We start from the raw sequence: 22433 nt of genomic DNA, 5'->3' as shown, positions 1-22433 counted from the left end.
ATATAGAACGTGCGCTAAACGCCAGACCTAGAAAGTGCCTAGGTTACAAACAGCCTGTCGTTGTGTTTAACGAATTACGCAATGCGGCCTAATTTAGCGAGTGGTGCACTTCGGGGTTGAATTCGCGCGTAATAAAACCACTCTCTGAGACAAGCTTTTATTATCAAACAAATTAAGTCTATTTTTATCAAAAAGTGTATAAATCAATAGAGTGAATTATGAGCTCATTTAAAAAATATAGATTAAAGAACTCTCGGTTTGGGTTGAAAAGTTTTGGTTTAATAGCACTATTTGTATCTTTAACAGGGTATGCCACCGAGCAGCAAATACAGCAGCAAGTTGATGCGTTTATTCAAAACCAATATAAAGATCATTTTCCAGAGTTAGTCTCTGATGATGAAGTTGGCCGGTTAAAGCGTTTTTATGAGCATATTGATGGCAGAGTCTCTATATTTTGGACTTATCAATCAGGCAATGTTTGGTTAGAGAAGCTGACTCTTATTGAGGTTCAAAATGACGGTTATAACGAGTTGTCGTCTATTTCTTTTAACGGAGTTGTAGAAAGTACAAATAAGGTAGGCGAAGAGCTTGTCATACAATTACGTACATATGATGAAAATGATCCTCGTTGCTGCCCCAGCAAGAAAACCACGTTACGCTACAGTATTTATAATGGTGAGCTAATTGAGTTATAGCCTGATAATTTGTCACCAGGCTATAAATCAAGAATTAGCAAATATGATATTCACCACGTGGTTTGTTGCTGAACATAAAGGCCTGTAACTCAGATTTGAGTACTTCGATAATATCAGTTGTAAAGGGCGTTCTGATTTCGCCAGAGTCTAAATATCTAAGCAGATCAGTTTCATGCTTGAGTGCCGATTGAATAGAGTAGCTAATAGGATAAGTCACTTTAAACTGTTTGCGCGATATCACGTTATCGTGGTTTTCAATATCAACATAAAAAGTTAACTGTTCGTCTTCTTCGCAAATATCACTGCAGGTGCCTTGTTCGCGAATACAATCTAAGACAATATTTCTGATGAAAATATCAAATTCGTTCATATTAATCCTTTAATCTTTGCCCTTCCATTGGGTACAAATAAAACTAGCAAAAAGTAATTAATTTAGCCAATCCAATTTTGCATCTTTTGGATTAACTCTTTCTGAATGGGTTGATTTAATAGTATTAGGGGGTGGGCAGTAGTTAGTTGATAGAGGATAGGATGCGCGATACACGTTTCACGCCTACGTTGTAGCAGCGGCTTTATGCTGTGGCATTGATAAATTTTTACGAGAAACGAGAAACGAGAAACGAGAAACGAGAAACGAGGGGTGATGGGTGAGGTAAAACGCGATGTGAAATCGCTGCTACACAAGCAGGTTCAGACTAAATTTAAAATCTGACGGGCTAAAGCCCGACCTACCATGTAGGTCGCTATTTATGGCGACAAGGCTCGAGGGAGATGCGCACCTCGCCTCTCGAACCTCGCACCTCGCAACTTTCCTCTTTCACCTAGTAACTCGCTAACTACCTCTAGAACCTAGCTTCTCGCCCCTAAAACCTCGCCTCTTACAATCTCTGCACCTTTACTTAGCGCACTGAGTTTGGCGCTTGCTATGTGGCGAGGGAGGGGAGCCATACCGCAGTTTGTGCATGGGTAAAGCTTGTTGGCATCAACGTATTTCAGAGCTTCGCGTAATGTGTGTGCGACCTCTTCAGGGGTTTCAATTTCATTGCTCGCTACATCAATGGCGCCAACCATCACTTTTTTTCCACGTATGAGTGCTAATAGCTCAATGGGCACGCGAGAGTTGTGGCACTCAAGTGAAATAATATCGATATTCGATTTTTGAAGTTTTGGGAATACTTCTTCATATTGACGCCATTCATTGCCCAGTGTTTGTTTCCAATCAGTGTTGGCTTTGATGCCATAGCCGTAGCAAATGTGCACGGCGGTTTCGCATTTTAAGCCTTCGATTGCTCTTTCGAGGCACTTAATGCCCCAGTCATTAACATCATCGAAAAACACATTAAACGCAGGCTCATCAAATTGAATAATATCAACACCCGCAGCTTCGAGTTCTTTCGCCTCTTGATTGAGGATTTTGGCAAATTCCCATGCTAGTTGTTCACGGCTTTGATAGTGGGCGTCATACAAGGTGTCAATCATGGTCATAGGCCCTGGCAACGCCCATTTTATAGGTTGCTTGGTTTGCGAACGTAAAAACTTGGCGTCTTCAACAAACACGGGTTTGCTGCGTGATACCGGGCCAATCACACTTGGTACACTGGCTTCGTAACGATTACGAATGGTCACTGTTTTACGGTTCTCAAAATCAACGCCATTTAAGTGTTCGATAAAGGTCGTTACAAAGTGTTGGCGGGTTTGCTCGCCGTCGCTCACGATATCAACGCCAGCTTGTTGCTGCTCTTGTAAGGCAACACGCAGTGCGTCTTGTTTGCCGTCAATAAGTTCTGTTCCTTGCAATTTCCAAGGTGACCATAAGGTTTCAGGCTCAGCAAGCCAAGCTGGTTTTGGTAAGCTGCCAGCTGTTGATGTTGGTAATAATTTTTTCATTTTTAATCTCATTAAATTGCGTAGTTGGCAGACCATTTTTCAAGTACTGATTGATAAGGCTTAATAAAGTGTTGCTCTGTAAATTTACCTTGTGCAATCGCTAGTTGACTGCGCTCTTCACGGTCGTAAACAATTTGCGTAATAGAGTGATCGGCGTTTCTTAAATTGGGTTGATAGCAACTACCCGCCACGGCATTGGCGTTATAAATTTCTGGACGGTAGATTTTTTGGAATGTTTCCATAGTGCTAATCGTGCTGATCAACTCTAAGTTGGTGTAATCGTTCAGCAAGTCACCAAAGAAATAAAACGCCAGCGGAGCAACTGTGTTTGGTGGCATAAAATAGCGCACCTGCAAGCCCATTTTTTTAAAGTATTGCTCGGTTAATGAGGACTCATTTGGTTGGTACTCAACACCTAAAATTGGGTGTTGGTTTTCTGTGCGGTGGTACGTTTTGTTATCAGACACGCTTAAACAAATAACCGGTGGCTTTTTAAAGTGCTGTTTGTAAGTTTCTGAGTCAATAAAGTATTTAAATAGTTTACCGTGTAAGTCACCAAAGTTTTCGGGAATGCTAAATTCGCTTTTTGCTTTGTTATGATCAAGCAGCAGGACGCTAAAATCATAATCGCGCACGTAAGATGAAAAGTTATTACCAACAATACCTTCGATACGTTCATTAGTTTGGTGATCAATGATATTCGTTTTTAGTACTTCAATTGACGGGAATGCCTCTGCGCTTTGTGCAATTTCTAAATCAACAGAAATGATCTCAAGCTCTACTGAGTAGCGGTTGCCTTGCGGGTTATCCCAGTTTGCTAGCGCATTAAAGCGACTATCAATCATTTTTAAGGCGTTACGTAAATTCTGCTGGCGACTTTCACCGCGAGCTAGGTTCGCAAAGTTTGTGGTAAGTCGTGTGCTATTTGACGGATGATAATTTTCGTCGAGGCAAATACTTTTAATTGTAAATCTGAAATCGTTGTTCATGGCAATGTATCCAAAAGTCCTGAGATAAATGATTGCTGCTCACCTTCCTTAAATCGCTAGGTCATTAACCTTAGGTTGCTCTGCAGCGCTAATAAATTTATACGTTCTTACTATCATGAAGAAAAACGTTTTTATTTCAGGTAAAACATGAGGCAGATTCATGCTGCTTTGTTGTCTTAGTTCTAAAAACAGCAACTGGGAATGAAAAAATGCTTTAAAGTTATTTTGGACGTCTAGATTTCTAAAGTCATATGTTGAAGTTGCAGTAATTTCATATAAAACGTGAGTAATATTCACTAGTTAACAGGACTTTTGAGAGCAACCCCGTACTTTATTGTTGTTATACTCGGTTTCACAAATCAACAACACAGACAAATACAATGAATGAATTAATCGTGCTTATTATCGCTTGCGCCATACTTGGTAGCGGGGTTGGCTTTTTAGCTGGGCTGTTAGGAATTGGTGGAGGCCTAGTGATCGTGCCTATATTAAGCATGATCTTGCTGTATTTTCAGGTGTTACCCGCAGAGCAAGTGGTGCTGGTGGCGATTGCTACATCGCTCGCCTCAATTCTTTTTACTTCAACGTCATCAGCTATCGCTCACCACAAAAATGGTAATGTGCCTTGGCAATTGGCTCCGTGGGTAATGACAGGTGTTGCACTAGGCGCACTTATCAGTGGCTTTTTGGCTTCGCTATTACCCGCAAATGTGGTGCGAATTGTATTCGCTGTGAGTGTGGTGCTTATTGCATTAAAAATGATTTTCAGCAGTAAAAACGACAGCCAAACATCACGAACGCTACCTAATAAAGGCCTTTTGACACTTTATACATCCATCACAGGGGGTCTATCTGCCATGATAGGTATTGGCGGTGGTGCGGTACTTGTGCCGCTACTGACGTTTTTCTCGGTTGATATGAAAAAAGCCATTGGCTGTGCTTCGGCGTGCGGTATTGTCATTGCGCTATTTGGCTCTGTGGGTTACATCAGCTCAGGCAGTCAGTACTTTACATTAAAAGAGGGCTTTGCTGGATTTGTTTATTTGCCAGCCTTGTTTGGCATTGTGTGTACTTCGTGGTTTACCGCACCATTAGGTGCAAAAGCAACGCATCATTTACCCGTCTCTACTATTAAAAAAATATTTGCTGGGCTGTTGGTTATTATGGCTGTGAATATGCTTACAAAATAGTGTTAACTTATTAATTCGACAACGCAAAAACGGTTTGTTAATGTCAGTTAAGTAGTAATTAGGCTGCTTAACTGCGCGCTTATTTTGGCTTTAGGCGCTAATAAAGGATTCATTTTTTAAGGAACCTGTTATGGATCGTCGGTGCTCTCTAGCAAGTAAAAAAACGCTAAGCTCTTTATTTGTTGCTCTATCAATGTTGGCTTTGCCAGTGACTGCTGAGCCTACAAAGCCACTCGAAACTCACCACGCTTTAATGGGCCAAGTTCTCAATGCACACCAACAAGCTCCCCTTACAGGTTTTGCACTTCATGTGATTGTTGATGATGGACATACTTTTTCAACGGTAAAGCAAAGTAAAGAAAATGCGCCGCAAGTTATTAACCCCAACAGTTTATTTAGAATTGCCAGCGTGACTAAAACCTTCACTGCAGCAACGGTGCTACGTTTGCATGAAGAAGGTAAATTAAATCTTGATACAACACTTGATAAGTTAATTTCTGACGACTTTTTTGCGCTTCTTGAAAGCGATGGCTATGTCCTTGATAAAATGACGCTTAAGCAAGTGCTGAGTCATACAGCAGGGCTATACGATCACGCTCAAAGCGATCAGTATTTAGCTGGCATAATGGCAAATCCGCAGCAAGATATTACGATGCGCGAGCAAATTAAAGGGTGTGTAGAGTGGGGCGACCCAGTTGGCAAACCTGGCGAGCTTTTTTCATATTCAGATACCGGATATGTGTTACTCGGCCATATTATTGAAAGAGTGACAGATTTACCCTTGCCTGAAGCGGTTCGAAAGTACTTAGGTTTTGACAAAAATCATATCGAAAATGTGGTCTGGGAACGTGGTGATTCAGTTGCTGTGGATGATTCGCGACGCGTGCATCAATACTTGCACGGCACCGACACCTTTAATTGGAGTCCAACTGTCGATTTATATGGTGGCGGTGGGCTTGTTGCCAGTCCAATCGGTATGGCTAAATTTTATCAGGCTTTATTTTCAGGTAAGGTCTTCAAACACCCAGAAACGCTCAAACTGATGCTCTCTAATAAAGGCTTACCTGCAGGTAGCCCTTATCGTTTAGGTGTATTTGCAAAAGAATATAACGGCACTTTGGTTTATCAACATGGTGGCTTTTGGGGCACTTTGGTGATGTATGAACCAACGACGCAGGTGGTGGTAGCAGGAGCTGTTACTCAGCAAAAAGACTATGCCCAGCTTGAAAAAGTGATGAGTGATTACTTAACATTACAAGCAAAATAAGCGCAATGAGTGTTACAATGACCCGTAACTTATTTCAGATTTAAATTAAATGTCTAAGCTTTGTTCAACTTGGTTGGTGATAATGTGTGTTTTGCTCTCTTTTGTAGGGCAGGTTATTGCGTCGCCGTCTGAGTTACCTTGTGAAAGTGAAGATATTTATCAGCTCGCTGCACTTGATAGCGCAACCATCCAAATCAGCCTGAGTGAAACTAATGATTGCTGCAATATCGATTGCTGTGAATTAGGGTGTTCTTGCATAGCAAGTTTATGCTCACCAATCTTGTATTTAGACCTTGAAGTTAAAAAAATTAAGTTGCCCTATTTTGCTGGTTTTCGGTTCATTGATCAGCAACACCCCCCCAACTTAATTGCACGGCAATTATATCGCCCACCCATTTTTACCTCTTAACCAAAACCTATAAGTTGGCATTTGCTCGCCTATAGGTGCTGGTTAATGAAAATTTATTTGTCATTACAATAAGCATTCTAAGAGGTAAAAATGCGTCAAAGACTATTTAAATTAGCCGCGGTTACACTGCTATTGCCATCGGCTGGTTATACAAGTGCACATGAAGATGAACATCATCATGAAGAAAAAAGTATCGAGCGAATTCAGGTCAGAGCGTCACGTTTAGGGCGTATTGTGACAGAGTCAGCTACTCGCACTGAGATTATTAACGGTGAAGAAGTTCAAGAAAAGGCATTAATGCGGCCTGGAAATATTTCGATGTTAGTTGCTGAAACAGGGGGGGTTAGGGTGCAAACAACATCACCGTCACTAGGCAGCGCGAATATTCGTTTGCAAGGTTTGTATGGTCGATATACCCAGTTACTAAGCGATGGCTTGCCACTTTATGGTGGGCAAACGGCTGCGATTGGCCTTTTACAAATTCCACCTACTGATCTTGCAAATGTTGAGATAATTAAAGGTTCTGCCTCATCTTTATATGGTGGTTCAGCACTTGGTGGTGTAATTAACTTAATTTCGCGAACACCTGCCGACGAGTTTGGCGGCGAGGTATTGCTTAATGCGACATCTAAAGATGGCCAAGATGTAACAACCTATTTATCGGCCCCGATCAATGAGTCGTTCGCAAGCTCTTTGACGGCGGGCATTCATCATCAAGCAAAACAGGATCTGGATGATGATGGTTGGATAGATATGGCACAGTATGAACGGGTCACTGCAAGGCCTAGGCTTTACTATCAAGGCGAAAATGGAGAAAACCTCTACTTAACTCTTGGAGGGATGAAAGAAAAGCGTAAAGGTGGCACTGAAGCTGGGGCTTTAATGCCTGATGGTCTGCCATTTGTGCAGCAGCAAGATACACTCAGAACAGACTTAGGTTTTGTTTATGATCAAGCATTAGCTGAAGAACTTGATTTAAATGTTCGTGGCTCAGTAATGGAACAAGATCATGATCACCAGTACGGTCAGGTATTTGAACAAGATAAGCATAATAGTTATTTACTTGAGTCGAGTGTGTCAGGTTATTTGCACAATACTGCTTGGTTGGTAGGTGTTGCTTATCAAACAGAGCAGTTTTCCTCACAGACATTTTCGGCGTTTGATTATCGTTATGAGGTGCCAGGACTGTTTTCACAAATTGATTACCAAGCAACGGATGATTTATCAATGTCAGTGAGTGCTCGTGCAGATGATCACAGTGAGTATGGCAATCAATTTAGTCCCCGACTTTCTGTACTCTATAATCCAGAAAACTGGCTATTTAGAGGTGCATACGGTAAAGGGTATTTTGCACCAACCCCTTTTATTGAAGAGATTGATGAGGTCGGTTTATCACAGCTTGAGCCCATTGATGACTTACAAGCAGAGCAAGCAGATACAGCTTCATTCGATATTAGCTACATTGCTGGTGATTTAGAAACCAGCATAACGTTATTTTCATCAAATATTGAGCATGTTACAGAGCTTGAATCCTCTCAAGTTGGCAGTGAAAAAGCCGTTCGACTTGTAAACAGCCAAGGGCAAACACAAATCAGAGGCGCAGAGTTTTTAATGCGCTATCGCTGGCATGATATTAAGTTTACCGGCAGCTATTTATATACCGATGCAACGAAGCAAAATCAGGCAGGGGATGGTCGCGAAAAACTCACACTAACACCAGAGCACTCGGCTGGACTTGTTGTAATGTGGGAGGAGCATGGCAGTCATCTAGTTGGTTTTGAAGCCTATTATACTGGTACTCAGCGTCTTGAAGACAACCCTTACCTTGAACGAAGCAAACCATATTGGCATTTGGGGTTGTTAGGTCAAATAACCACGGGTAACGTAAGCTGGTTTGTAAACGCAGAGAACTTACTTAACGTTCGTCAAACAAAAGAACATCCGCTCACCTTGCCTGAGCAAGCTGCAAGTGGACGCTGGACAACTGATATATGGTCTCGAAATGACGGTTTTACCGTTAATGCAGGCATGCGAATTCAATTTGGTGGTTAATTAATAAATACCCAAGCCGCTCATACTTTGTTGGGCGGCTTACTTATTTTTAAACCAACACTCAAAAAACTCTATAAACGCTTTCACTTGCCGAGGTTGAAATTGCCTGCTCGGATATATCACCTGTAGGCCGACACTTTTTTTATCGCTGTGGCTAAAGCCTCGAACATACTCATCTAGTATCAAAATAAGGTCGCCTGTTTTGAGGTCATTTTTGATATCAATGTATGATTTTAAGGCTATGCCATGGCCTTGATTTGCCCAGCGTCTGATCACCTCACCGTCTGAGCATGAAAGGTGGGGAGCTACTTTAATAGAAAAGTGCGTGTTATCTACCTCAAAATGCCAGTCATTTAGCGGTTGCCCAAGTCGCTCAAGTACAAGGCAACGATGATTTTTTAAATCTTCGGGATGCCTTGGCAAGCCAAACGATTTTATATAGCTAGGTGAGGCGCATAGCACACGGCGGTTATTACATAGCGGGCGGCTAATCAAGTTACTATCAGGCAAATTGCCGAATCTAAATGCCAGATCAATACCTTCCTCAACAATATTGGTGACCCCATCTGTCAGTACTAAATGCGGTTTAACATTTGGGTGATTATTGATGAATTCTGCTAATGCGGGTGCAACAAACTGGCGACCAAAGTCAGATGTTGCAGAGAGTTTTAGCTGGCCTCTTAGGCTTTGCTGTGACTCTTGAAGTATGTTTTCAGTATTTTCGACTTCTGCTAATACTCTTAAACAGCCACTATAAAAACGTTCGCCTGCATCTGTTAAGGCAATACTGCGCGTATTACGCGTTAATAATCGCGTATCGTAATTTTGCTCAATTTTATTAATTCGTGCTGTCATGCTTGCAGGCGAAAGCCCCAATTTTCTTCCCGCAGCGGCTAACCCTCCCGCTTTTACAACGTGAACAAAAAGCGCCATATCATCAATTTTTGACATTATTCTTCAGTTTTAATGAATACTGATTTAACTCTAAGGCTAATTATAAATTTAGTCAAAATAGTTAAACTCATTTCATCACTTGAAGGAGATAGAAATGCAGCTTAATCACGCTCTGCTTTTAGCAACGAATATCCAGCACATGGCTCAGTTTTTAGAGTCGTCGTTAGGCCTTAAAAAGGGGCCAAGGCCAGCATTTGGTTTTGATGGTGTTTGGTTATATGACGACTTGGATACGCCATGCATTCATATAGCAGCTAAGTTTGGCATAAATGAATCGCAATCTGATTACTTAAGCCAAGCTTCGGTATCAACAGAAGCAGTTGGCTTATCAACGGTTGACCACCTTGCTTTCTTTGCAACTGATTATCAAGAAGTTAAAGCACGGCTAAAAGCAACTTCAATACCATTCGTTGAGCGGGAAGTGCCGGCAGCGAATGAGCATCAAGTGTTTATTCAAGGGCCTGATGGCTTAAAAATAGAAATTTTATTTAAACGCAGCGAGCTTATTTAAAAGGTACACACATGAAAAATAGAGTATTTAATCCAGACCAAATTGGTCATCATAAAACCGCAAATAAAATAGTAATGGCTCCTATGACCCGTTCACGTACGGCTCAACCAGGTGATATTCCGACAAGTCTAATGGCAGAATATTATGCGCAACGAGCCAGTGCGGGTTTTATAGTATCAGAGGCGACGCAAATTTCTGCACAAGGAAAGGGCTACTCATTTACCCCCGGGATTTATACTGAAGAGCAAATCAACGGATGGCGCAAAGTAACGCAAGCCGTTCATCAGCACAATGGACTCATTTTTTCTCAGTTATGGCATGTTGGCAGAATGTCGCATAGTGTCTTTCATCCAGACGGCTTGCCGGTTGCGCCAAGTGCTATTGCCCCAAATGCGCAAGTGTGGGTGGTTGATGAAAATGGCGAAGGCCAAATGCTTGATTGTCCTACACCACGTGAATTATCGACCAATGAAATAAAGGGCATCGTTCAAGACTATAAACAAGCTGCTTTAAATGCGATTGAAGCAGGGTTTGATGGCGTTGAGGTACATGCAGGTAATGGCTATTTAATTGATCAATTTCTAAGACAAACATCAAATAAACGTAGTGACGAATACGGTGGTAATATTGAAAATAGAGCAAAGTTCGCGCTGCAAATCATTACTGCAATTAGTCAAGCTATCGGCCCAGAAAAAACGGCTATTCGATTAGCACCTTTTATTACACAAAGAGGCATGGATGATCCGCAAGCAATCGATGTCATTCTATATTTAGCTAAAAAGTTTGATGAACTTGGCATTGCTTATCTGCATTTAGCGGAAGCTGATTGGGATGATGCTCCCCTCGTAACCGATGAGTTTAGAGTTAAATTACGTGAAATCTTTAATGGAAAAATTGTGGTGGCAGGAAACTACACATTAGCAAAGGCCGATAAACTCATTGGTGAAGGCTTAGTTGACTATGTTGCATTTGGCAGAAAGTTTATTGCAAATCCAGATTTACCTTATCGCTTAGAGCACAATTTACCTCTAAATGAAATATCAGATCCTACTACTTTATTTGGTGGTGATGAGCAAGGTTACACAGACTATCCAGTATTTCAGGGGGAATAAATGATGAAATTTTTAAAGCCAATTTTAATTGCGTCGGTATTTGTTTTAAGTTGCTTAGGTGTTGCTCAGGCTAAGGAGGCAACATCTGCATTTTGGCCTGATGATGCTCAACTTGTGATCTCTATTTCGATGCAGTTTGAGGCCACAGCGCAAGACCAATCAGATCCGGGCCCGTTTCCACCGCAAGAGGTTGGGTATCCTGACACCATTTCGCCTTCTTGGTACCAATACGGCATGAACGAGGGCATTCCTAGGCTGCTAGATTTATGGGATAAGCATGATATTAAAGTCACCTCTCACATGGTTGGCAGAGCTGTTGAGTTAAACCCTGAGTTAGCAAAAGAAGTGGTTCAACGCGGGCATGAAGCATCAGGGCACGGACAAACATGGACCCCTCAATACTCTATGAGTGAAGAGCAAGAGCGACAGTCATACATAAAAAGTGCAAATATCATTGAAAAAGTAACAGGGCAGCGGCCTGTGGGCTTTAACGCTTTTTGGATGAGGCATTCAAAAAATACCCTCAAAATTCTTAAAGAATTAGGTTTTATTTACCACATAGACGATTTATCTCGTGATGAGCCATCGCTAACACCTGTTGGAAGTGACGACATTGTTGTTGTTCCATACACGTTTAGAAACAACGATATAGTTCGTTACACTGGCAGCACAGCCATGACTGGTAAGGCATATTTACAAGAGCTTAAAGACGAGTTTGATGTGCTCTACAAAGAAGGCAAACAACGTAGAAGGATGATGTCTATCAGTGCTCACGATAGATTAGCGGGCACTCCCGCCAGAGTGAAAGCGTTGGACGACTTTATAACCTATGCAAAGCAGCACAAAGGGGTTAAGTTTATGCGTAAAGATGACATAGCAAAATGGATGTTACGCCAAGACAATGTGCCAAAAAATCAGCCCCGTACTTTTACAGAGGATTTGTTATGAAATACACAGTAACCTTTATTGCACTACTTTTATCTGGTTGCGCCTCACAGCAGCAAACGGGTGAGTTTGAGGATGTAGTAATCGCAGATCATCACTGCCCAGGGGAAATAGATCGAAGCTATAACACCACGATTTATAGCTCTGATGAACCTGAAAAAGTTGGCAAAACTGAAGTTATAACGCGTTGCAATCCAGTTAAAACAGAAACTGAATTTGGGAGAGATTTAAAGCAGAAACATTAGCTTTTACGTATCGGTTATGGTGTGTCCAGTAAGGCTGCTATTGTTAAGCAGCCTTTAGCTAGGCTTTTAGTTGGCTTAACAAAAAAACTAGTGTCTCACTTGTGTGCGCTTATGGGCGGGAGAAACGCCCGTCCAGCTAATGTAAGCGCGAACAAACGAATTTGTTTCGCTAAAACCGAGTAAAAAGGCGATTTCGATAATTGGTAACTCAGTTTGCATTAAGTAGTGCTGCGCAAGGTCTTCTCGTACTTGTTGTAAGACTTTTTGATAACTTTGCTTTTCAGCTGTTAGTTTTCGTTGTAGAGAGCGTTTGCTGAGTGCTAGCTCTGAGGCAACATGTTCAATGTTACTTTGCCCTTGAGGTAGGGATTTAAACAAAATACTTGATACCTTGTCAGTAAGGCTTTGTTCGCTGATAACATCTTGCAGCTTACGTTTTAAATCTCCCTCAAAGCACGACAACATTACTTGATTACTAGTTAAAAATGGCGCTTTTGCATCTTCTGCTAAAAATGTCACGCTAGGGGTATTCCCCACTCTCAGCGGGCAACCAAAGTAGGCTTCGTATTCCATGAGCTTTTCAGGTAGCTCTGGCACAATAACCGTAACAGGGTTAATTTGTTTTCGAGTAGCAAGGCGAGTGAGTTGTGTAAAAAATACCAGCTCTGCCAAGCTGTAGCACTTGGGCAGCGTATCAATAAAACCATAACAGCTTACTTGGGCTTTTGTATGAGTGTTGGTAATTTCAAGTGCTAGCTCCATAGGGCCAATTAGTGGTTTGTACTGTTGTAACCTCGCTAAAGCAGCATTTAAGTTTGGGCTACAAATCGCGGCAAAAATTGGTACGTCAAATGATTCTATTGTCATGACTTCGGCAAGTTTTAAGGGTAACTCAATGCCGTTTGCTGCTGTCTCTACACCCTGCCATAATTGGAAGTATTGAGCGGGCGTTAAGTATACTTTATCTTGAGAGAATAAACCTGAAGGCAACTGGGCATAAGCCAGTGCCTCTTCTAGGTTGATTTCTAAATCATTGAGTAATACTTGCCAGTTGGGAGGGATCAAAAACTTGCTGGCTCGTTTCATATTAGTTTCCGCTTTTTTCCATAAACTGACGAGAAATTTTTAACACAGTTTTGCGAGGCAATAAAGGGATCACCCAATTGAGCATAAATTTAAGCGGCGCTTCATTAAAAGCAATTAACTGACCTTTTTGCATTGCCTTGTAACCACACAGTGCCACAGAATGCGCTGATTTAGCATTCTTCCAAGCATCTACCCCTTGTAGATCACCTGCTTCAACAAAGCCTGTTGCTACTGTTCCTGGGCATAACGCGGTGACCGTAATGTTTTTATCTTTTACTTCTTCTGCAATTGCTTGACTGAATGAAGTCACAAACGCTTTCGTTGCATAATATACCGCTTGCAGTGGGCCGGGCATAAAGGAAGCTGTAGACGAAATATTTAAAATTTTGCCACGATTTCGCTCAACCATGCCTTGTAAGTAATAGTGGCTTAGGTCTGTTAATGTCACAATATTAAGTTGCATCATCGTTTGTTCTGCACTGAGATCACGCTCATGAAACTTGCCATGTCCGCCAATGCCGGCATTATTCACCAAAATATCTATGTGCAAACCAAGTGCCTCAGTACGTGTAAAAACATACTCAGCTGAATCTGGCTTAGATAAATCGGCAGCAATAACCGTAACCTTTACGTTGTGTTTTGATTCAAGCTGTTGTTTAAGATCATTCAGTTTGTCTTTTGAACGAGCTACCAGCACTAAATTATCGCCATGCTGTGCGTGAATATGCGCAAGTTCTAAACCAATCCCGTTTGAGGCGCCAGTGATCAATGCTGTTGATGTCATGTTTGTACTCCATTAATTTGAGCTGTTGTTTTGTTATATGCATGGTAGGCCATCTTTTGGTGCCACATGACATCAGATCGCGCCATCGTTATTGCAAAACGCGCCATTTATAAAATTCAGCTTGCAAATGGTATATAACAAAAATATTATATAATGAAATTGTTATGGAGTAAGCCGTGAAAGTCCTCTTTTTATGTACAGAAAATTCAGCCCGTTCAATTATGGCTGAAGCATTGCTTAAACATCATGGTAAAGGTGAGTTTGAGGTATTTAGTGCGGGCACAGAACCTTATGCGGTAGACCCTCGTACGCTTGCTACGATTGAGCATTTTGGCCTAAAAACCGATGACTTACACTCAAAGCACTTAAATGATGTAACTAACCTGCATTTTGATTATGTCATTACATTGTGCGACAAGGCAGCTAAAGAATGTGCAAATCGTGTTGATGGCACACATTGTTTAGGCTGGGACTTTGTTGATCCAAAAACTCGCCCTGAACCTCATGCCTTTGAAAAAACCTTGCAAGAGATCAATGAGCGAATTAAGCAGTTTGTGCAATCCCATAACAAAGAAAAACCAGTATCGATTTCGCCAACTACATTTTATAAAGCGCTTGCAGATGATATTCGTTTAAAAAGCTTATTGCTTATCGCTGTTGAGCAAGAGGTTTGCGTATGCGAACTAATGACGGCACTTAACGAGCAGAGCCAACCAAAGGTTTCAAGGCATTTAGCGCAACTTAAAAAGCAGGGCATTTTGTCGGATAGAAAACACCAGCAGTGGGTGTTTTACTCTTTAAACCCGACTTTACCTATGTGGATGAAACAAACAATTACCTCGACCGTGGTAAACGAACCAAATTTCATAGAAAACGAGTTAGCAAGGCTAAATGCGATGGGCGATGATCGCCCAACCCGTGTTGCTCGTTGCTGCAATTAAGGACTAAAAATGGGTGTTTTTGAACGATATTTATCTGTATGGGTTGCTGCTGCTATCGCCATTGGTGTGGCGCTAGGGGTGATGTTTCCGCCTTTATTTGAGCTAATAGCGAAAGCCGAAGTGGCGCATGTAAACATTGTTGTTGCACTGTTTATTTGGGTAATGATCTACCCGATGATGGTGCAAGTTGATTTTTCAACGATTAAAGAAGTCGGTAAGAATCCAAAAGGGCTGATGCTCACTCTAATCATTAACTGGCTTATCAAACCGTTTTCAATGGCCGCGTTAGGTTGGTTATTTTTTGAAGGGTTATTTGCTGATTTTGTTAGCCCTGAAACGGCGCAAGAATATATTGCAGGGATGATTTTACTCGGTGTTGCACCTTGTACGGCAATGGTGTTTGTGTGGTCACAACTAACCAAAGGCGATGCAAATTATACCTTAGTGCAAGTATCTGTGAACGACATCATTATGATTTTTGCTTTTGCACCTATTGCGGGGTTATTGCTGGGTGTATCTGATATTCATGTGCCTTGGCTTACACTGATGATTTCGGTTGTGTTGTATGTATTACTGCCACTTATTGCTGGTGTATTAACACGAAAAGCTCTTAATAATTCAGCGCAAAATGAAGCTGCTGTGCAGTCATTTTTAGAGAAAGTTAAACCTTACTCAGTTATTGGTTTACTGGCCACTGTGGTCTTGCTATTTGGGTTTCAGGCCAACACGATTTTAGCCCAACCGCTTAACATTGTACTGATTGCCATTCCGCTTGTTTTGCAAACCTACGGTATTTTTGTAATCACTTATTTCATTGCGTTAAAGCTCAGGCTTAAGCACAACATTGCAGGGCCTGCATGTTTAATTGGTACTTCTAATTTTTTTGAGTTAGCGGTCGCAGTGGCTATTTCATTATTTGGTTTGCACTCGGGTGCAGCATTAGCAACCGTTGTTGGGGTGTTGGTCGAAGTACCTGTGATGCTGTCGTTGGTTGCAATCGTTAATAAAACAACACATTGGTTTAAAGAGTAATTGGGGAATCATAATGCAATCACATCCATTTGATATTTTACAGCTAGAAACTGGGGCATTTATTTTTACCCCTTGCCCTGGCACAAAAGGCGTTGGCTTATCACACTCTGTTGCTGAGTTAAAAGCGGCAGGTGCAAAAGCCATTATTACGCTAATGTACGATGAAGAGCTTGTTAAAAATGGGGCGCAGCAGCTTGCAATCGAATGTGAGCAAGCCGGCCTTAGCTGGTTTCAGTTACCTATTTTGGATGATGACGCGCCAAACGAAGCGTTTAGTCTCGCTTTCAACAAACACCTTAAAGACATTCTTGCCATCATAAAAAGTGGTGGTAGCGTGGCTGTACATTGTAAAGGCGGCTCAGGCCGTACAGGCTTAGTTATTGGTTTATTAATGCATGAGCTTGGCTATGCTAAAAATGACATAGTTACTCAAGTGCAGGCTATTCGCCCTAAATCTTTGCATAACCCAGTACAACGTTCATTTTTCGACAATTTTCAAAAAGTAGGAGCTTAACAATGGCAATTAAAGTAGGCATTAATGGTTTTGGCCGTATGGGTCGTTTATCGCTAAGAGCAGCGTTTGCATGGGACGACGTTGAGTTTGTGCAAATTAATGACCCAGCGGGTGATGCAGCTACACTGGCTCACTTACTAAAGTATGATTCGGTACACGGTATTTGGCTTCATGAGGTTGAAAGTAACGACAATGCTGTGATTATCGATGGCCACGAAATTAACGTTACGCAAAATAAAGCGATTGCAGACACTGATTGGTCTGGTTGCGATATCGTTATTGAAGCCTCAGGTAAAATGAAAAAAACCGAATTACTGCAAGCCTACCTTGATCAAGGTGTGAAAAAAGTTGTTGTCACTGCGCCTGTAAAAGAAGACGGCGTGTTGAACGTTGTAATGGGTGTAAACGATGATTTATATGATGTACAGCAGCACGATATTGTGACTGCGGCATCATGCACTACCAACTGTTTAGCGCCTGTGGTTAAAGTATTGCAAGAAAAAATTGGTATCAAACATGGTTCAATGACGACCATTCACGATATCACTAACACGCAAACTATCTTAGATGCGCCGCATAAAGATTTACGCCGTGCTCGCGCATGTGGCATGAGCTTAATTCCAACTACAACCGGCTCTGCAACGGCGATTACACATATTTTCCCTGAACTTAAAGGCAAATTAAACGGCCACGCAGTTCGTGTGCCATTAGCAAATGCATCAATCACTGACTGTGTGTTTGAAGTTGAAAAGCCGACCACTGCTGAGCAAATTAACCAATGGATGCAAGAAGCCGCAGAGGGCGAGCTAAAAGGCATTTTGGGCTATGAAGAAAAGCCACTTGTTTCTATCGATTACAAAACTGATCCACGCTCAAGCATTGTTGATGCGTTATCAACCATGGTTGTCAACGAGACTCAAGTTAAGCTGTATGTTTGGTACGATAACGAATGGGGTTATGCAAACCGCACCGCCGAACTTGCCCGTAAAGTTGCGCGATCACTACAAGGTTAAAAGTAATGACGCGTTTGGCTAATCTTCCCGCTGATATAAAGCAGTACTTAATTGTCACCGGGAATTACTGGGCATTTACGCTAACAGATGGCGCATTGAGAATGTTGGTGGTACTGCATTTTCATGCGCTTGGCTACTCGCCTTTGAGTATTGCCATGCTGTTTTTGTTTTATGAGATTTTTGGTGTTGTCACTAACTTAGTGGGCGGCTATTTAGGCGCAAGGCTTGGTTTAAACAAGACCATGAACATTGGCCTTGCCATACAGGTTGCAGCCTTGTTCATGTTGGCAGTCCCCCCTGAATGGCTGAGTGTTACCTATGTGATGCTGGCGCAAGCACTGTCGGGCATTGCAAAAGATCTCAATAAAATGAGCGCTAAAAGCTCAATTAAAATGCTGGTTGCTAGTGGCCAAGAAGGCACCTTGTTTAAATGGGTAGCGATACTAACAGGCTCTAAAAACGCATTAAAAGGTGTGGGCTTCTTTTTAGGTGGCTTACTACTGACATTAATGTCGTTTAAAGGCGCAATGCTAACCATGGCTGCCACCTTGCTGGTGGTGTGGTGTTTTAGTATTTATGCAATTAAAAATGATTTAGGCAAAGCTAAAAACAAACCTAAGTTTAACGAGATATTTTCAAAGAGTAGTTCAATCAATATCTTGTCGGCCGCGAGGTTGTTTTTGTTTGGTGCGCGTGATGTTTGGTTTGTAGTTGCACTTCCGGTGTTTTTATCACAAGCCTTTGATTGGGATCACTGGACTGTGGGTGCCTTCTTAGCTAGTTGGGTCATTGGTTATGGGGCTGTGCAATCTTTTGCTCCTAAAATCATTAAGCTCAATAAGCAAACATCACCAAGCGCAGAAACAGTTAAGTGGGCATCCTTGCTTGCTGTAGTCACCTTAGCCATTGCCCTTGCTATTGGCTTTGAGTGGGCTGTAAAACCAATGCTGATAGGCGGGTTGATGTTATTTGGTGTGTTATTCGCGATTAACTCATCTTTGCACAGCTACTTGATTGTGAGCATGGCTGACGCCGATGGCGTATCACTTGATGTTGGGTTTTACTATATGGCTAATGCCATGGGTCGCTTAATTGGCACTGTGTTGTCGGGCTTAGTGTTTCAACTTTATGGCTTAGCAGCTTGTTTAGCTATCTCACTGTTATTTATTGTAATTACCGCCCTTATATCGACTAAATTACCAAAACAAATTTAGTTAAAACTTAAGGAGTCTAAGTGAACTTTTCAATTTACGAACAGAGCCAAAAAAACGAGATTATTGCGCTTTACTTGGCAACATTTAGTGCATCAGAGTCAAAACAAGAAGGCGAGCAAGTTGCCCGTTTAGTCACTGACTTTTTAGCTGAGCCATTTCCATCAACTGATTTATATGTGTTTGTCGCGACAGATGAGCAACGGATCGTGGGCGCGATTGTGCTGTCGCGTTTACTGTTTGCGCACGCTAAAGAGGTGTTTTTACTCTCACCTGTTGCAGTGGCAACGGATTGGCAGGGACAAGGCATAGGACAAAAGCTGATACAATTTGGCTGCGATAAGTTAGCTGAACAAAATGTCAGCCTAGTGATGACCTATGGTGATATCAACTTTTATGGAAAAGTCGGGTTTTCCGTTGTGAGTGAAGAAATTATTCAAGCACCTCATAACTTATCTTACCCAAAAGGTTGGCTTACTAAACCGGTTTTAGATGATGAAATTTTGCCAATAACGGGTAAGCCAAGTTGCCTAAAACCACTCGATAATCCAACGCTTTGGTAAACACTATGCAAACACCATCACTGATAGAATTAGGCATGCGACCTTTCTTTCAACAACAGTTGAGTTTAGATGAGCTGGAAACAGCCATTTAGGGCGTGTGGTTGAGCATCACAAAACAGAGGTCGTTTTCAAAAATGGTAAATACTGTTCAAAAGCAAAATAGGTCAATTAAAAAGACTCAAGAGTGACCGCTAGTTGGTTGTTGCTAAGCGTGTTTTTGCAACGAAAATAATGAGCCAAATAGCAACAACGGTTTCTAGCCAAATTAATACATGCATTGCGGTTGTCATAACGTTATCGCTATCAACCGCATAATGCAGTACCGATAACATGTTCATCGCAGTATAAAGATAGAGCAGCCACATGGCGTGTTTAATGCGTTGTTTAGCTAAACAGAGCAGCGCATATAAGCCAACAAAAGTCATGATAAACCAAAAGTAGTCGACCACGTTTGCTGCAAGCCAATCAGGTTCAGGATAGTGCTCAAAATACATAATATTGTGCACATAATGTAAAATACTGGCGAGAAAGTTCGCGAGCACAATAAAGAGTAAACGAGCATGTTGTTTAAATAGTACTGCTTTGTTTTGCATTATGAGTCTCATTTAACGCGGTTAATATGTCATGCCAAATTGCTTGATTATGTTTTCTGAAATAGCCAAAGTGGCCTACTTTTTTAGCGGGTAATTGTGCAGATTGATAGCGCTTAAAAGCAATTGGGTGTTTGCTGGTTACATTGCGCCAAAAGTTATGTACGTTTTGCTCGGTACATATTTCATCGTCGTCAGCGGTAAAGACATAGGTCGGAATATCAAAGTTTTTATAGGTACCTTCGGCAATCGATTTACCGTAAAACTTATTCGAGAAAAACAACTGCTTTTCTCTACACCACGCCGACCATTCACGCGTAAACCCAACGGGTAAGTCTTCCATAAAATTCATTTTTTTAGCGGGCACGTATTTAAATAATGCCCCCGTAATCGGTGAAAATAAACGAAAGAAGAAGTTAGCTTTAATACGGTAACCAGTTGGCATATAACCAAAGTATCCGGCAGAAACAGCAACAGCAACAAGGGCATCAAGCTTTTGGTAATTGGCAGCTAAACCTATTTGCTGACCGCCAGCACTGTGACCAACGCAATAAAGTGGCAGAGTCGAATTGATGCTTTTAGCTTTATCAATCATGGCAGGCATATCAAAGCGGCCAATGTCTGAATATTGATAACTACAGCCTTTTAACTGGCTTGTTTTCGATTCGCAAAAGCCTCGGTAATTCCAAACAACCACATCGAAACCTTGGCTGACTAAGAACTCCGCAAACGGTAAATAGTAGGTGGTTTTTGTTGCTGTCCCGGGGTTTAATAGCACCGTTGCTTTAGGGTTGTTGGCCGCAAAATGAGTGCCATTTAAAGTGACGTTATCGGCTGTTGTAGTACTAATCAATGTATTCATTTTTATATTAGTATTGATAGAAGAATGCGTTGAGCATAAACTGTGGAGCTTACTCTATAGTCAAGCGTGTTTTTATGAAAACCAAGCAAGTTACACAATTAACCGGCCTCACAAAAGACACCATTCGTTTTTATGAAAAAGAGCAGTTGATCCCGCCACCTTCAAGAGATGTGAATGGCTACCGTATTTATAGTGAGAAAACAGTTGAGCAGCTCAACATGATCACAATGGCTAAAAACCTAGGCTTCACTTTAAAAGAGATTAAAGATCTCACGCAGCTACTTGGCAAAAACAACTTAACTCAGCAAGCCATGGCCACCAAATTGATTGAAAAAAGTAAAGAAATAGACGCCAAAATCACTGAGCTTATGAACATAAAAACCTTAATCGACCATGCTTTAAAAGGCATGTGTGAGTATAAAGATAAGTTAAGCTAATCACGTTTTGGCATATAACTAGATTTAAATAAGATAGTTTTTAATTGGTCTTTATTGTTGGTGTAGACAAATTATTAAATGTAAAAGCAATTATATCTACGCGATATAAAATCGCTGCTACAATTTTGCTCACTTGCTCACTTGCTCACTTGCTCACTTGCTCACTTGCTAACTCGCTACAAATTCATTTTTTAGCCATGCGATCAATTGTTGAATGCTGGTATGTTTTAATTTGTCAGCTTTGCAGGCATAGAAAAATGACTGCTGTGGATGGATTACTGCACTACCTAGCTGTACTAATTCGCCATATTCGAGCTTTTCTAAAACAAATTGCTTATGGGTAACCAGTAGGCCAAGTTCTCTTGTTACAGCTTGCAATGCTTGAGCTGTGGTTTCAAAAGAGCGGTTTTTTTGTGCTTTAGGGCAGGCAATGTGGTTATGATCTGCCCAAATCTGCCAGTTATTGTTTCTGCGGGCATTGAGTACCTGGATGGCTGGAAAGCGGTTTAATAGTTCATTGATGTTGTTTGTAGTTTCTGACTTTAATAATGACGGGCTGCAAACTAAAACAAGCTCATCATCTGCTAATTTCTCACAGTGGTACTTTTGCCAGTTTTGCGGATCGCCCTGAAAAATAGCCATGTCGATGTTGCGCCTTTCGAGGTCAACATCACCAACAAAGTTTGATAAGCGAATATCTAATTCAGCATAACTATTTTGTAGCTTATCAACCCGGGGTATCCACCAATGTAATGCCAAAGAGTTCACCATGTTGAGTGAAATAGAATGATGATCTTTGTCTTTATTTTTAACTTCTTCGCTTGCCGAAATAATGGCCTGAACGGCGGGCGAAACGCGCTGATAATATAGTTTTCCAGCATCATTTAAATACACTTGTCTGCCAACCCTATCGAACAGTTTTACCTCAAGCTGTTGTTCAAGAGACTTGATCGCTTGGCTGATAGCCGAGTGACTAACGTGAATTGAATCTGCGGCTTTAACCATGCTGCCAGTCTCTGCAACAGCAATGAAACTGTATAAGGATTTGAGCGGGATATTGTGTTTCATATGTTAGTTTTTCTTACATATTAATGCGATTTTATTCGCTTTTTTATAATGTCAGCAGAGCGTATCGTGAGTGTCA

Annotated in this window: 24 protein-coding genes; 15 read left to right on the top strand and 9 right to left on the bottom strand. The window is 41.4% G+C overall.

Features of this window, described 5'->3' with window-relative positions; genetic code table 11:
* The first annotated feature begins 218 nt into the window (after positions 1-218).
* Complete coding sequence (locus L1266_RS18910; RefSeq protein WP_054553486.1) at positions 219-695, top strand: hypothetical protein; 477 nt, start codon at positions 219-221, stop codon at positions 693-695.
* Positions 696-729: 34 nt separating this feature from the next.
* On the opposite strand, the gene L1266_RS18905 is transcribed toward L1266_RS18910, so the two are convergent.
* From L1266_RS18905 to L1266_RS18895, 3 genes are all read right to left on the bottom strand, one after another.
* Complete coding sequence (locus L1266_RS18905) at positions 730-1065, bottom strand: hypothetical protein (protein ID WP_054553487.1); 336 nt, start codon at positions 1063-1065, stop codon at positions 730-732.
* 479 nt (positions 1066-1544) lie between these two features.
* A complete protein-coding gene (locus L1266_RS18900; RefSeq protein WP_054553488.1) occupies positions 1545-2582 on the bottom strand; it encodes a methionine synthase in 1038 nt (345 codons plus the stop codon).
* An 11-nt stretch (positions 2583-2593) separates the two neighbouring features.
* Positions 2594-3571: a DUF1852 domain-containing protein gene (locus L1266_RS18895; RefSeq protein ID WP_054553489.1), complete on the bottom strand. Its 978-nt coding sequence runs from the start codon at positions 3569-3571 to the stop codon at positions 2594-2596.
* Positions 3572-3951: 380 nt separating this feature from the next.
* On the opposite strand from L1266_RS18895, the gene L1266_RS18890 reads away from it, so the two are divergent.
* The 3 genes from L1266_RS18890 (at position 3952) to L1266_RS18880 (ending at position 8489) form a co-directional block, all read left to right on the top strand.
* The gene (locus tag L1266_RS18890) at positions 3952-4761 is read left to right on the top strand and encodes a sulfite exporter TauE/SafE family protein (protein ID WP_187489903.1); all 810 of its coding nucleotides are present in this window, start codon (positions 3952-3954) and stop codon (positions 4759-4761) included.
* A 130-nt stretch (positions 4762-4891) separates the two neighbouring features.
* Positions 4892-6028, top strand: a complete 1137-nt coding sequence (locus L1266_RS18885) for a serine hydrolase domain-containing protein (RefSeq protein ID WP_235378124.1) — start codon at positions 4892-4894, stop codon at positions 6026-6028.
* Positions 6029-6527: 499 nt separating this feature from the next.
* The gene (locus L1266_RS18880) at positions 6528-8489 is read left to right on the top strand and encodes a TonB-dependent receptor plug domain-containing protein (RefSeq protein WP_235378123.1); all 1962 of its coding nucleotides are present in this window, start codon (positions 6528-6530) and stop codon (positions 8487-8489) included.
* A 39-nt stretch (positions 8490-8528) separates the two neighbouring features.
* On the opposite strand, the gene L1266_RS18875 is transcribed toward L1266_RS18880, so the two are convergent.
* Positions 8529-9440 carry a LysR family transcriptional regulator gene (locus tag L1266_RS18875; protein WP_171043833.1) on the bottom strand — a complete coding sequence of 304 codons (912 nt, stop codon included), beginning with the start codon at positions 9438-9440 and terminating at the stop codon, positions 8529-8531.
* Between the two features lie 97 nt (positions 9441-9537).
* Between L1266_RS18875 and L1266_RS18870 the strand changes: the two genes are divergently transcribed.
* The 4 genes from L1266_RS18870 to L1266_RS18855 are packed head-to-tail and all read left to right on the top strand — an operon-like array spanning position 9538 to position 12256.
* Positions 9538-9954 (top strand): lactoylglutathione lyase, encoded by a 417-nt coding sequence (locus L1266_RS18870; RefSeq protein WP_138617930.1) that lies wholly within the window; start codon positions 9538-9540, stop codon positions 9952-9954.
* 11 nt (positions 9955-9965) lie between these two features.
* Positions 9966-11066, top strand: a complete 1101-nt coding sequence (locus tag L1266_RS18865; RefSeq protein ID WP_138617928.1) for an alkene reductase — start codon at positions 9966-9968, stop codon at positions 11064-11066.
* A complete protein-coding gene (locus L1266_RS18860) occupies positions 11067-12014 on the top strand; it encodes a polysaccharide deacetylase family protein (RefSeq protein ID WP_138617926.1) in 948 nt (315 codons plus the stop codon).
* Positions 12011-12256 carry a hypothetical protein gene (locus L1266_RS18855; protein ID WP_235378122.1) on the top strand — a complete coding sequence of 82 codons (246 nt, stop codon included), beginning with the start codon at positions 12011-12013 and terminating at the stop codon, positions 12254-12256. The genes L1266_RS18860 and L1266_RS18855 overlap by 4 nt, the downstream gene beginning before the upstream one ends.
* 87 nt (positions 12257-12343) lie before the next feature.
* Here the strand turns inward: L1266_RS18855 and L1266_RS18850 are convergent, their stop codons facing one another.
* The gene (locus L1266_RS18850; protein WP_235378121.1) at positions 12344-13342 is read right to left on the bottom strand and encodes an AraC family transcriptional regulator; all 999 of its coding nucleotides are present in this window, start codon (positions 13340-13342) and stop codon (positions 12344-12346) included.
* Position 13343: 1 nt separating this feature from the next.
* Entirely contained in the window at positions 13344-14126 is a 783-nt protein-coding gene (locus L1266_RS18845) for an SDR family NAD(P)-dependent oxidoreductase (RefSeq protein WP_199528783.1), read from the bottom strand.
* Between the two features lie 176 nt (positions 14127-14302).
* Here L1266_RS18845 and L1266_RS18840 point away from each other — a divergent pair, with 176 nt between their 5' ends.
* From L1266_RS18840 to L1266_RS18815, 6 genes are read left to right on the top strand one after another with little or no spacing between them, the layout of a single operon-like run.
* Complete coding sequence (locus L1266_RS18840; protein ID WP_054553499.1) at positions 14303-15067, top strand: metalloregulator ArsR/SmtB family transcription factor; 765 nt, start codon at positions 14303-14305, stop codon at positions 15065-15067.
* Between the two features lie 9 nt (positions 15068-15076).
* Positions 15077-16099 carry an ACR3 family arsenite efflux transporter gene (arsB, locus tag L1266_RS18835; RefSeq protein WP_054553500.1) on the top strand — a complete coding sequence of 341 codons (1023 nt, stop codon included), beginning with the start codon at positions 15077-15079 and terminating at the stop codon, positions 16097-16099.
* Between the two features lie 13 nt (positions 16100-16112).
* A complete protein-coding gene (locus L1266_RS18830) occupies positions 16113-16613 on the top strand; it encodes a phosphatase domain-containing putative toxin (RefSeq protein ID WP_235378120.1) in 501 nt (166 codons plus the stop codon).
* A 2-nt stretch (positions 16614-16615) separates the two neighbouring features.
* A complete protein-coding gene (locus tag L1266_RS18825; protein WP_235378119.1) occupies positions 16616-17626 on the top strand; it encodes an ArsJ-associated glyceraldehyde-3-phosphate dehydrogenase in 1011 nt (336 codons plus the stop codon).
* Positions 17627-17631: 5 nt separating this feature from the next.
* A complete protein-coding gene (arsJ, locus tag L1266_RS18820) occupies positions 17632-18840 on the top strand; it encodes an organoarsenical effux MFS transporter ArsJ (protein WP_054553503.1) in 1209 nt (402 codons plus the stop codon).
* Positions 18841-18860: 20 nt separating this feature from the next.
* Complete coding sequence (locus L1266_RS18815; protein ID WP_235378118.1) at positions 18861-19400, top strand: GNAT family N-acetyltransferase; 540 nt, start codon at positions 18861-18863, stop codon at positions 19398-19400.
* Between the two features lie 191 nt (positions 19401-19591).
* Here L1266_RS18815 and L1266_RS18810 read toward each other — a convergent pair whose 3' ends face one another.
* On the bottom strand, positions 19592-19993 hold the full coding sequence (locus L1266_RS18810; protein ID WP_235378117.1) for a hypothetical protein: 402 nt from the start codon (positions 19991-19993) through the stop codon (positions 19592-19594).
* Positions 19968-20852, bottom strand: a complete 885-nt coding sequence (locus tag L1266_RS18805; RefSeq protein WP_235378116.1) for an alpha/beta hydrolase family protein — start codon at positions 20850-20852, stop codon at positions 19968-19970. The genes L1266_RS18810 and L1266_RS18805 overlap by 26 nt, the downstream gene beginning before the upstream one ends.
* Positions 20853-20926: 74 nt before the next feature.
* Here L1266_RS18805 and L1266_RS18800 point away from each other — a divergent pair, with 74 nt between their 5' ends.
* A complete protein-coding gene (locus L1266_RS18800) occupies positions 20927-21289 on the top strand; it encodes a MerR family transcriptional regulator (protein WP_194441229.1) in 363 nt (120 codons plus the stop codon).
* Positions 21290-21457: 168 nt separating this feature from the next.
* Here the strand turns inward: L1266_RS18800 and L1266_RS18795 are convergent, their stop codons facing one another.
* Positions 21458-22357, bottom strand: coding sequence for a LysR family transcriptional regulator (locus tag L1266_RS18795; RefSeq protein WP_235378115.1), 900 nt, complete (start codon positions 22355-22357; stop codon positions 21458-21460).
* Between the last annotated feature and the right edge of the window lie 76 nt (positions 22358-22433).

Origin of the sequence: Pseudoalteromonas sp. Cn5-37, assembly GCF_021532495.1 — a bacterium.
GTDB lineage: Bacteria > Pseudomonadota > Gammaproteobacteria > Enterobacterales > Alteromonadaceae > Pseudoalteromonas > Pseudoalteromonas simplex.
Note: the sequence above shows the minus strand (reverse complement) of the source record. Positions and strands in the feature narration are given on the sequence as shown.

Coding starts and splice junctions, on each gene's coding strand:
- L1266_RS18885 (WP_235378124.1), top strand. CDS start 4,892: ATGGATCGTCGGTGCTCTCTAGCAAGTAAAAAAACGCTAAGCTCTTTA.
- arsB (WP_054553500.1), top strand. CDS start 15,077: ATGGGTGTTTTTGAACGATATTTATCTGTATGGGTTGCTGCTGCTATC.
- L1266_RS18845 (WP_199528783.1), bottom strand. CDS start 14,126: ATGACATCAACAGCATTGATCACTGGCGCCTCAAACGGGATTGGTTTA.
- arsJ (WP_054553503.1), top strand. CDS start 17,632: ATGACGCGTTTGGCTAATCTTCCCGCTGATATAAAGCAGTACTTAATT.
- L1266_RS18905 (WP_054553487.1), bottom strand. CDS start 1,065: ATGAACGAATTTGATATTTTCATCAGAAATATTGTCTTAGATTGTATT.
- L1266_RS18800 (WP_194441229.1), top strand. CDS start 20,927: ATGAAAACCAAGCAAGTTACACAATTAACCGGCCTCACAAAAGACACC.
- L1266_RS18795 (WP_235378115.1), bottom strand. CDS start 22,357: ATGAAACACAATATCCCGCTCAAATCCTTATACAGTTTCATTGCTGTT.
- L1266_RS18805 (WP_235378116.1), bottom strand. CDS start 20,852: ATGAATACATTGATTAGTACTACAACAGCCGATAACGTCACTTTAAAT.
- L1266_RS18810 (WP_235378117.1), bottom strand. CDS start 19,993: ATGCAAAACAAAGCAGTACTATTTAAACAACATGCTCGTTTACTCTTT.
- L1266_RS18895 (WP_054553489.1), bottom strand. CDS start 3,571: ATGAACAACGATTTCAGATTTACAATTAAAAGTATTTGCCTCGACGAA.
- L1266_RS18860 (WP_138617926.1), top strand. CDS start 11,067: ATGATGAAATTTTTAAAGCCAATTTTAATTGCGTCGGTATTTGTTTTA.
- L1266_RS18850 (WP_235378121.1), bottom strand. CDS start 13,342: ATGAAACGAGCCAGCAAGTTTTTGATCCCTCCCAACTGGCAAGTATTA.
- L1266_RS18880 (WP_235378123.1), top strand. CDS start 6,528: ATGCGTCAAAGACTATTTAAATTAGCCGCGGTTACACTGCTATTGCCA.
- L1266_RS18870 (WP_138617930.1), top strand. CDS start 9,538: ATGCAGCTTAATCACGCTCTGCTTTTAGCAACGAATATCCAGCACATG.
- L1266_RS18875 (WP_171043833.1), bottom strand. CDS start 9,440: ATGTCAAAAATTGATGATATGGCGCTTTTTGTTCACGTTGTAAAAGCG.
- L1266_RS18900 (WP_054553488.1), bottom strand. CDS start 2,582: ATGAAAAAATTATTACCAACATCAACAGCTGGCAGCTTACCAAAACCA.
- L1266_RS18865 (WP_138617928.1), top strand. CDS start 9,966: ATGAAAAATAGAGTATTTAATCCAGACCAAATTGGTCATCATAAAACC.
- L1266_RS18825 (WP_235378119.1), top strand. CDS start 16,616: ATGGCAATTAAAGTAGGCATTAATGGTTTTGGCCGTATGGGTCGTTTA.
- L1266_RS18890 (WP_187489903.1), top strand. CDS start 3,952: ATGAATGAATTAATCGTGCTTATTATCGCTTGCGCCATACTTGGTAGC.
- L1266_RS18855 (WP_235378122.1), top strand. CDS start 12,011: ATGAAATACACAGTAACCTTTATTGCACTACTTTTATCTGGTTGCGCC.
- L1266_RS18910 (WP_054553486.1), top strand. CDS start 219: ATGAGCTCATTTAAAAAATATAGATTAAAGAACTCTCGGTTTGGGTTG.
- L1266_RS18830 (WP_235378120.1), top strand. CDS start 16,113: ATGCAATCACATCCATTTGATATTTTACAGCTAGAAACTGGGGCATTT.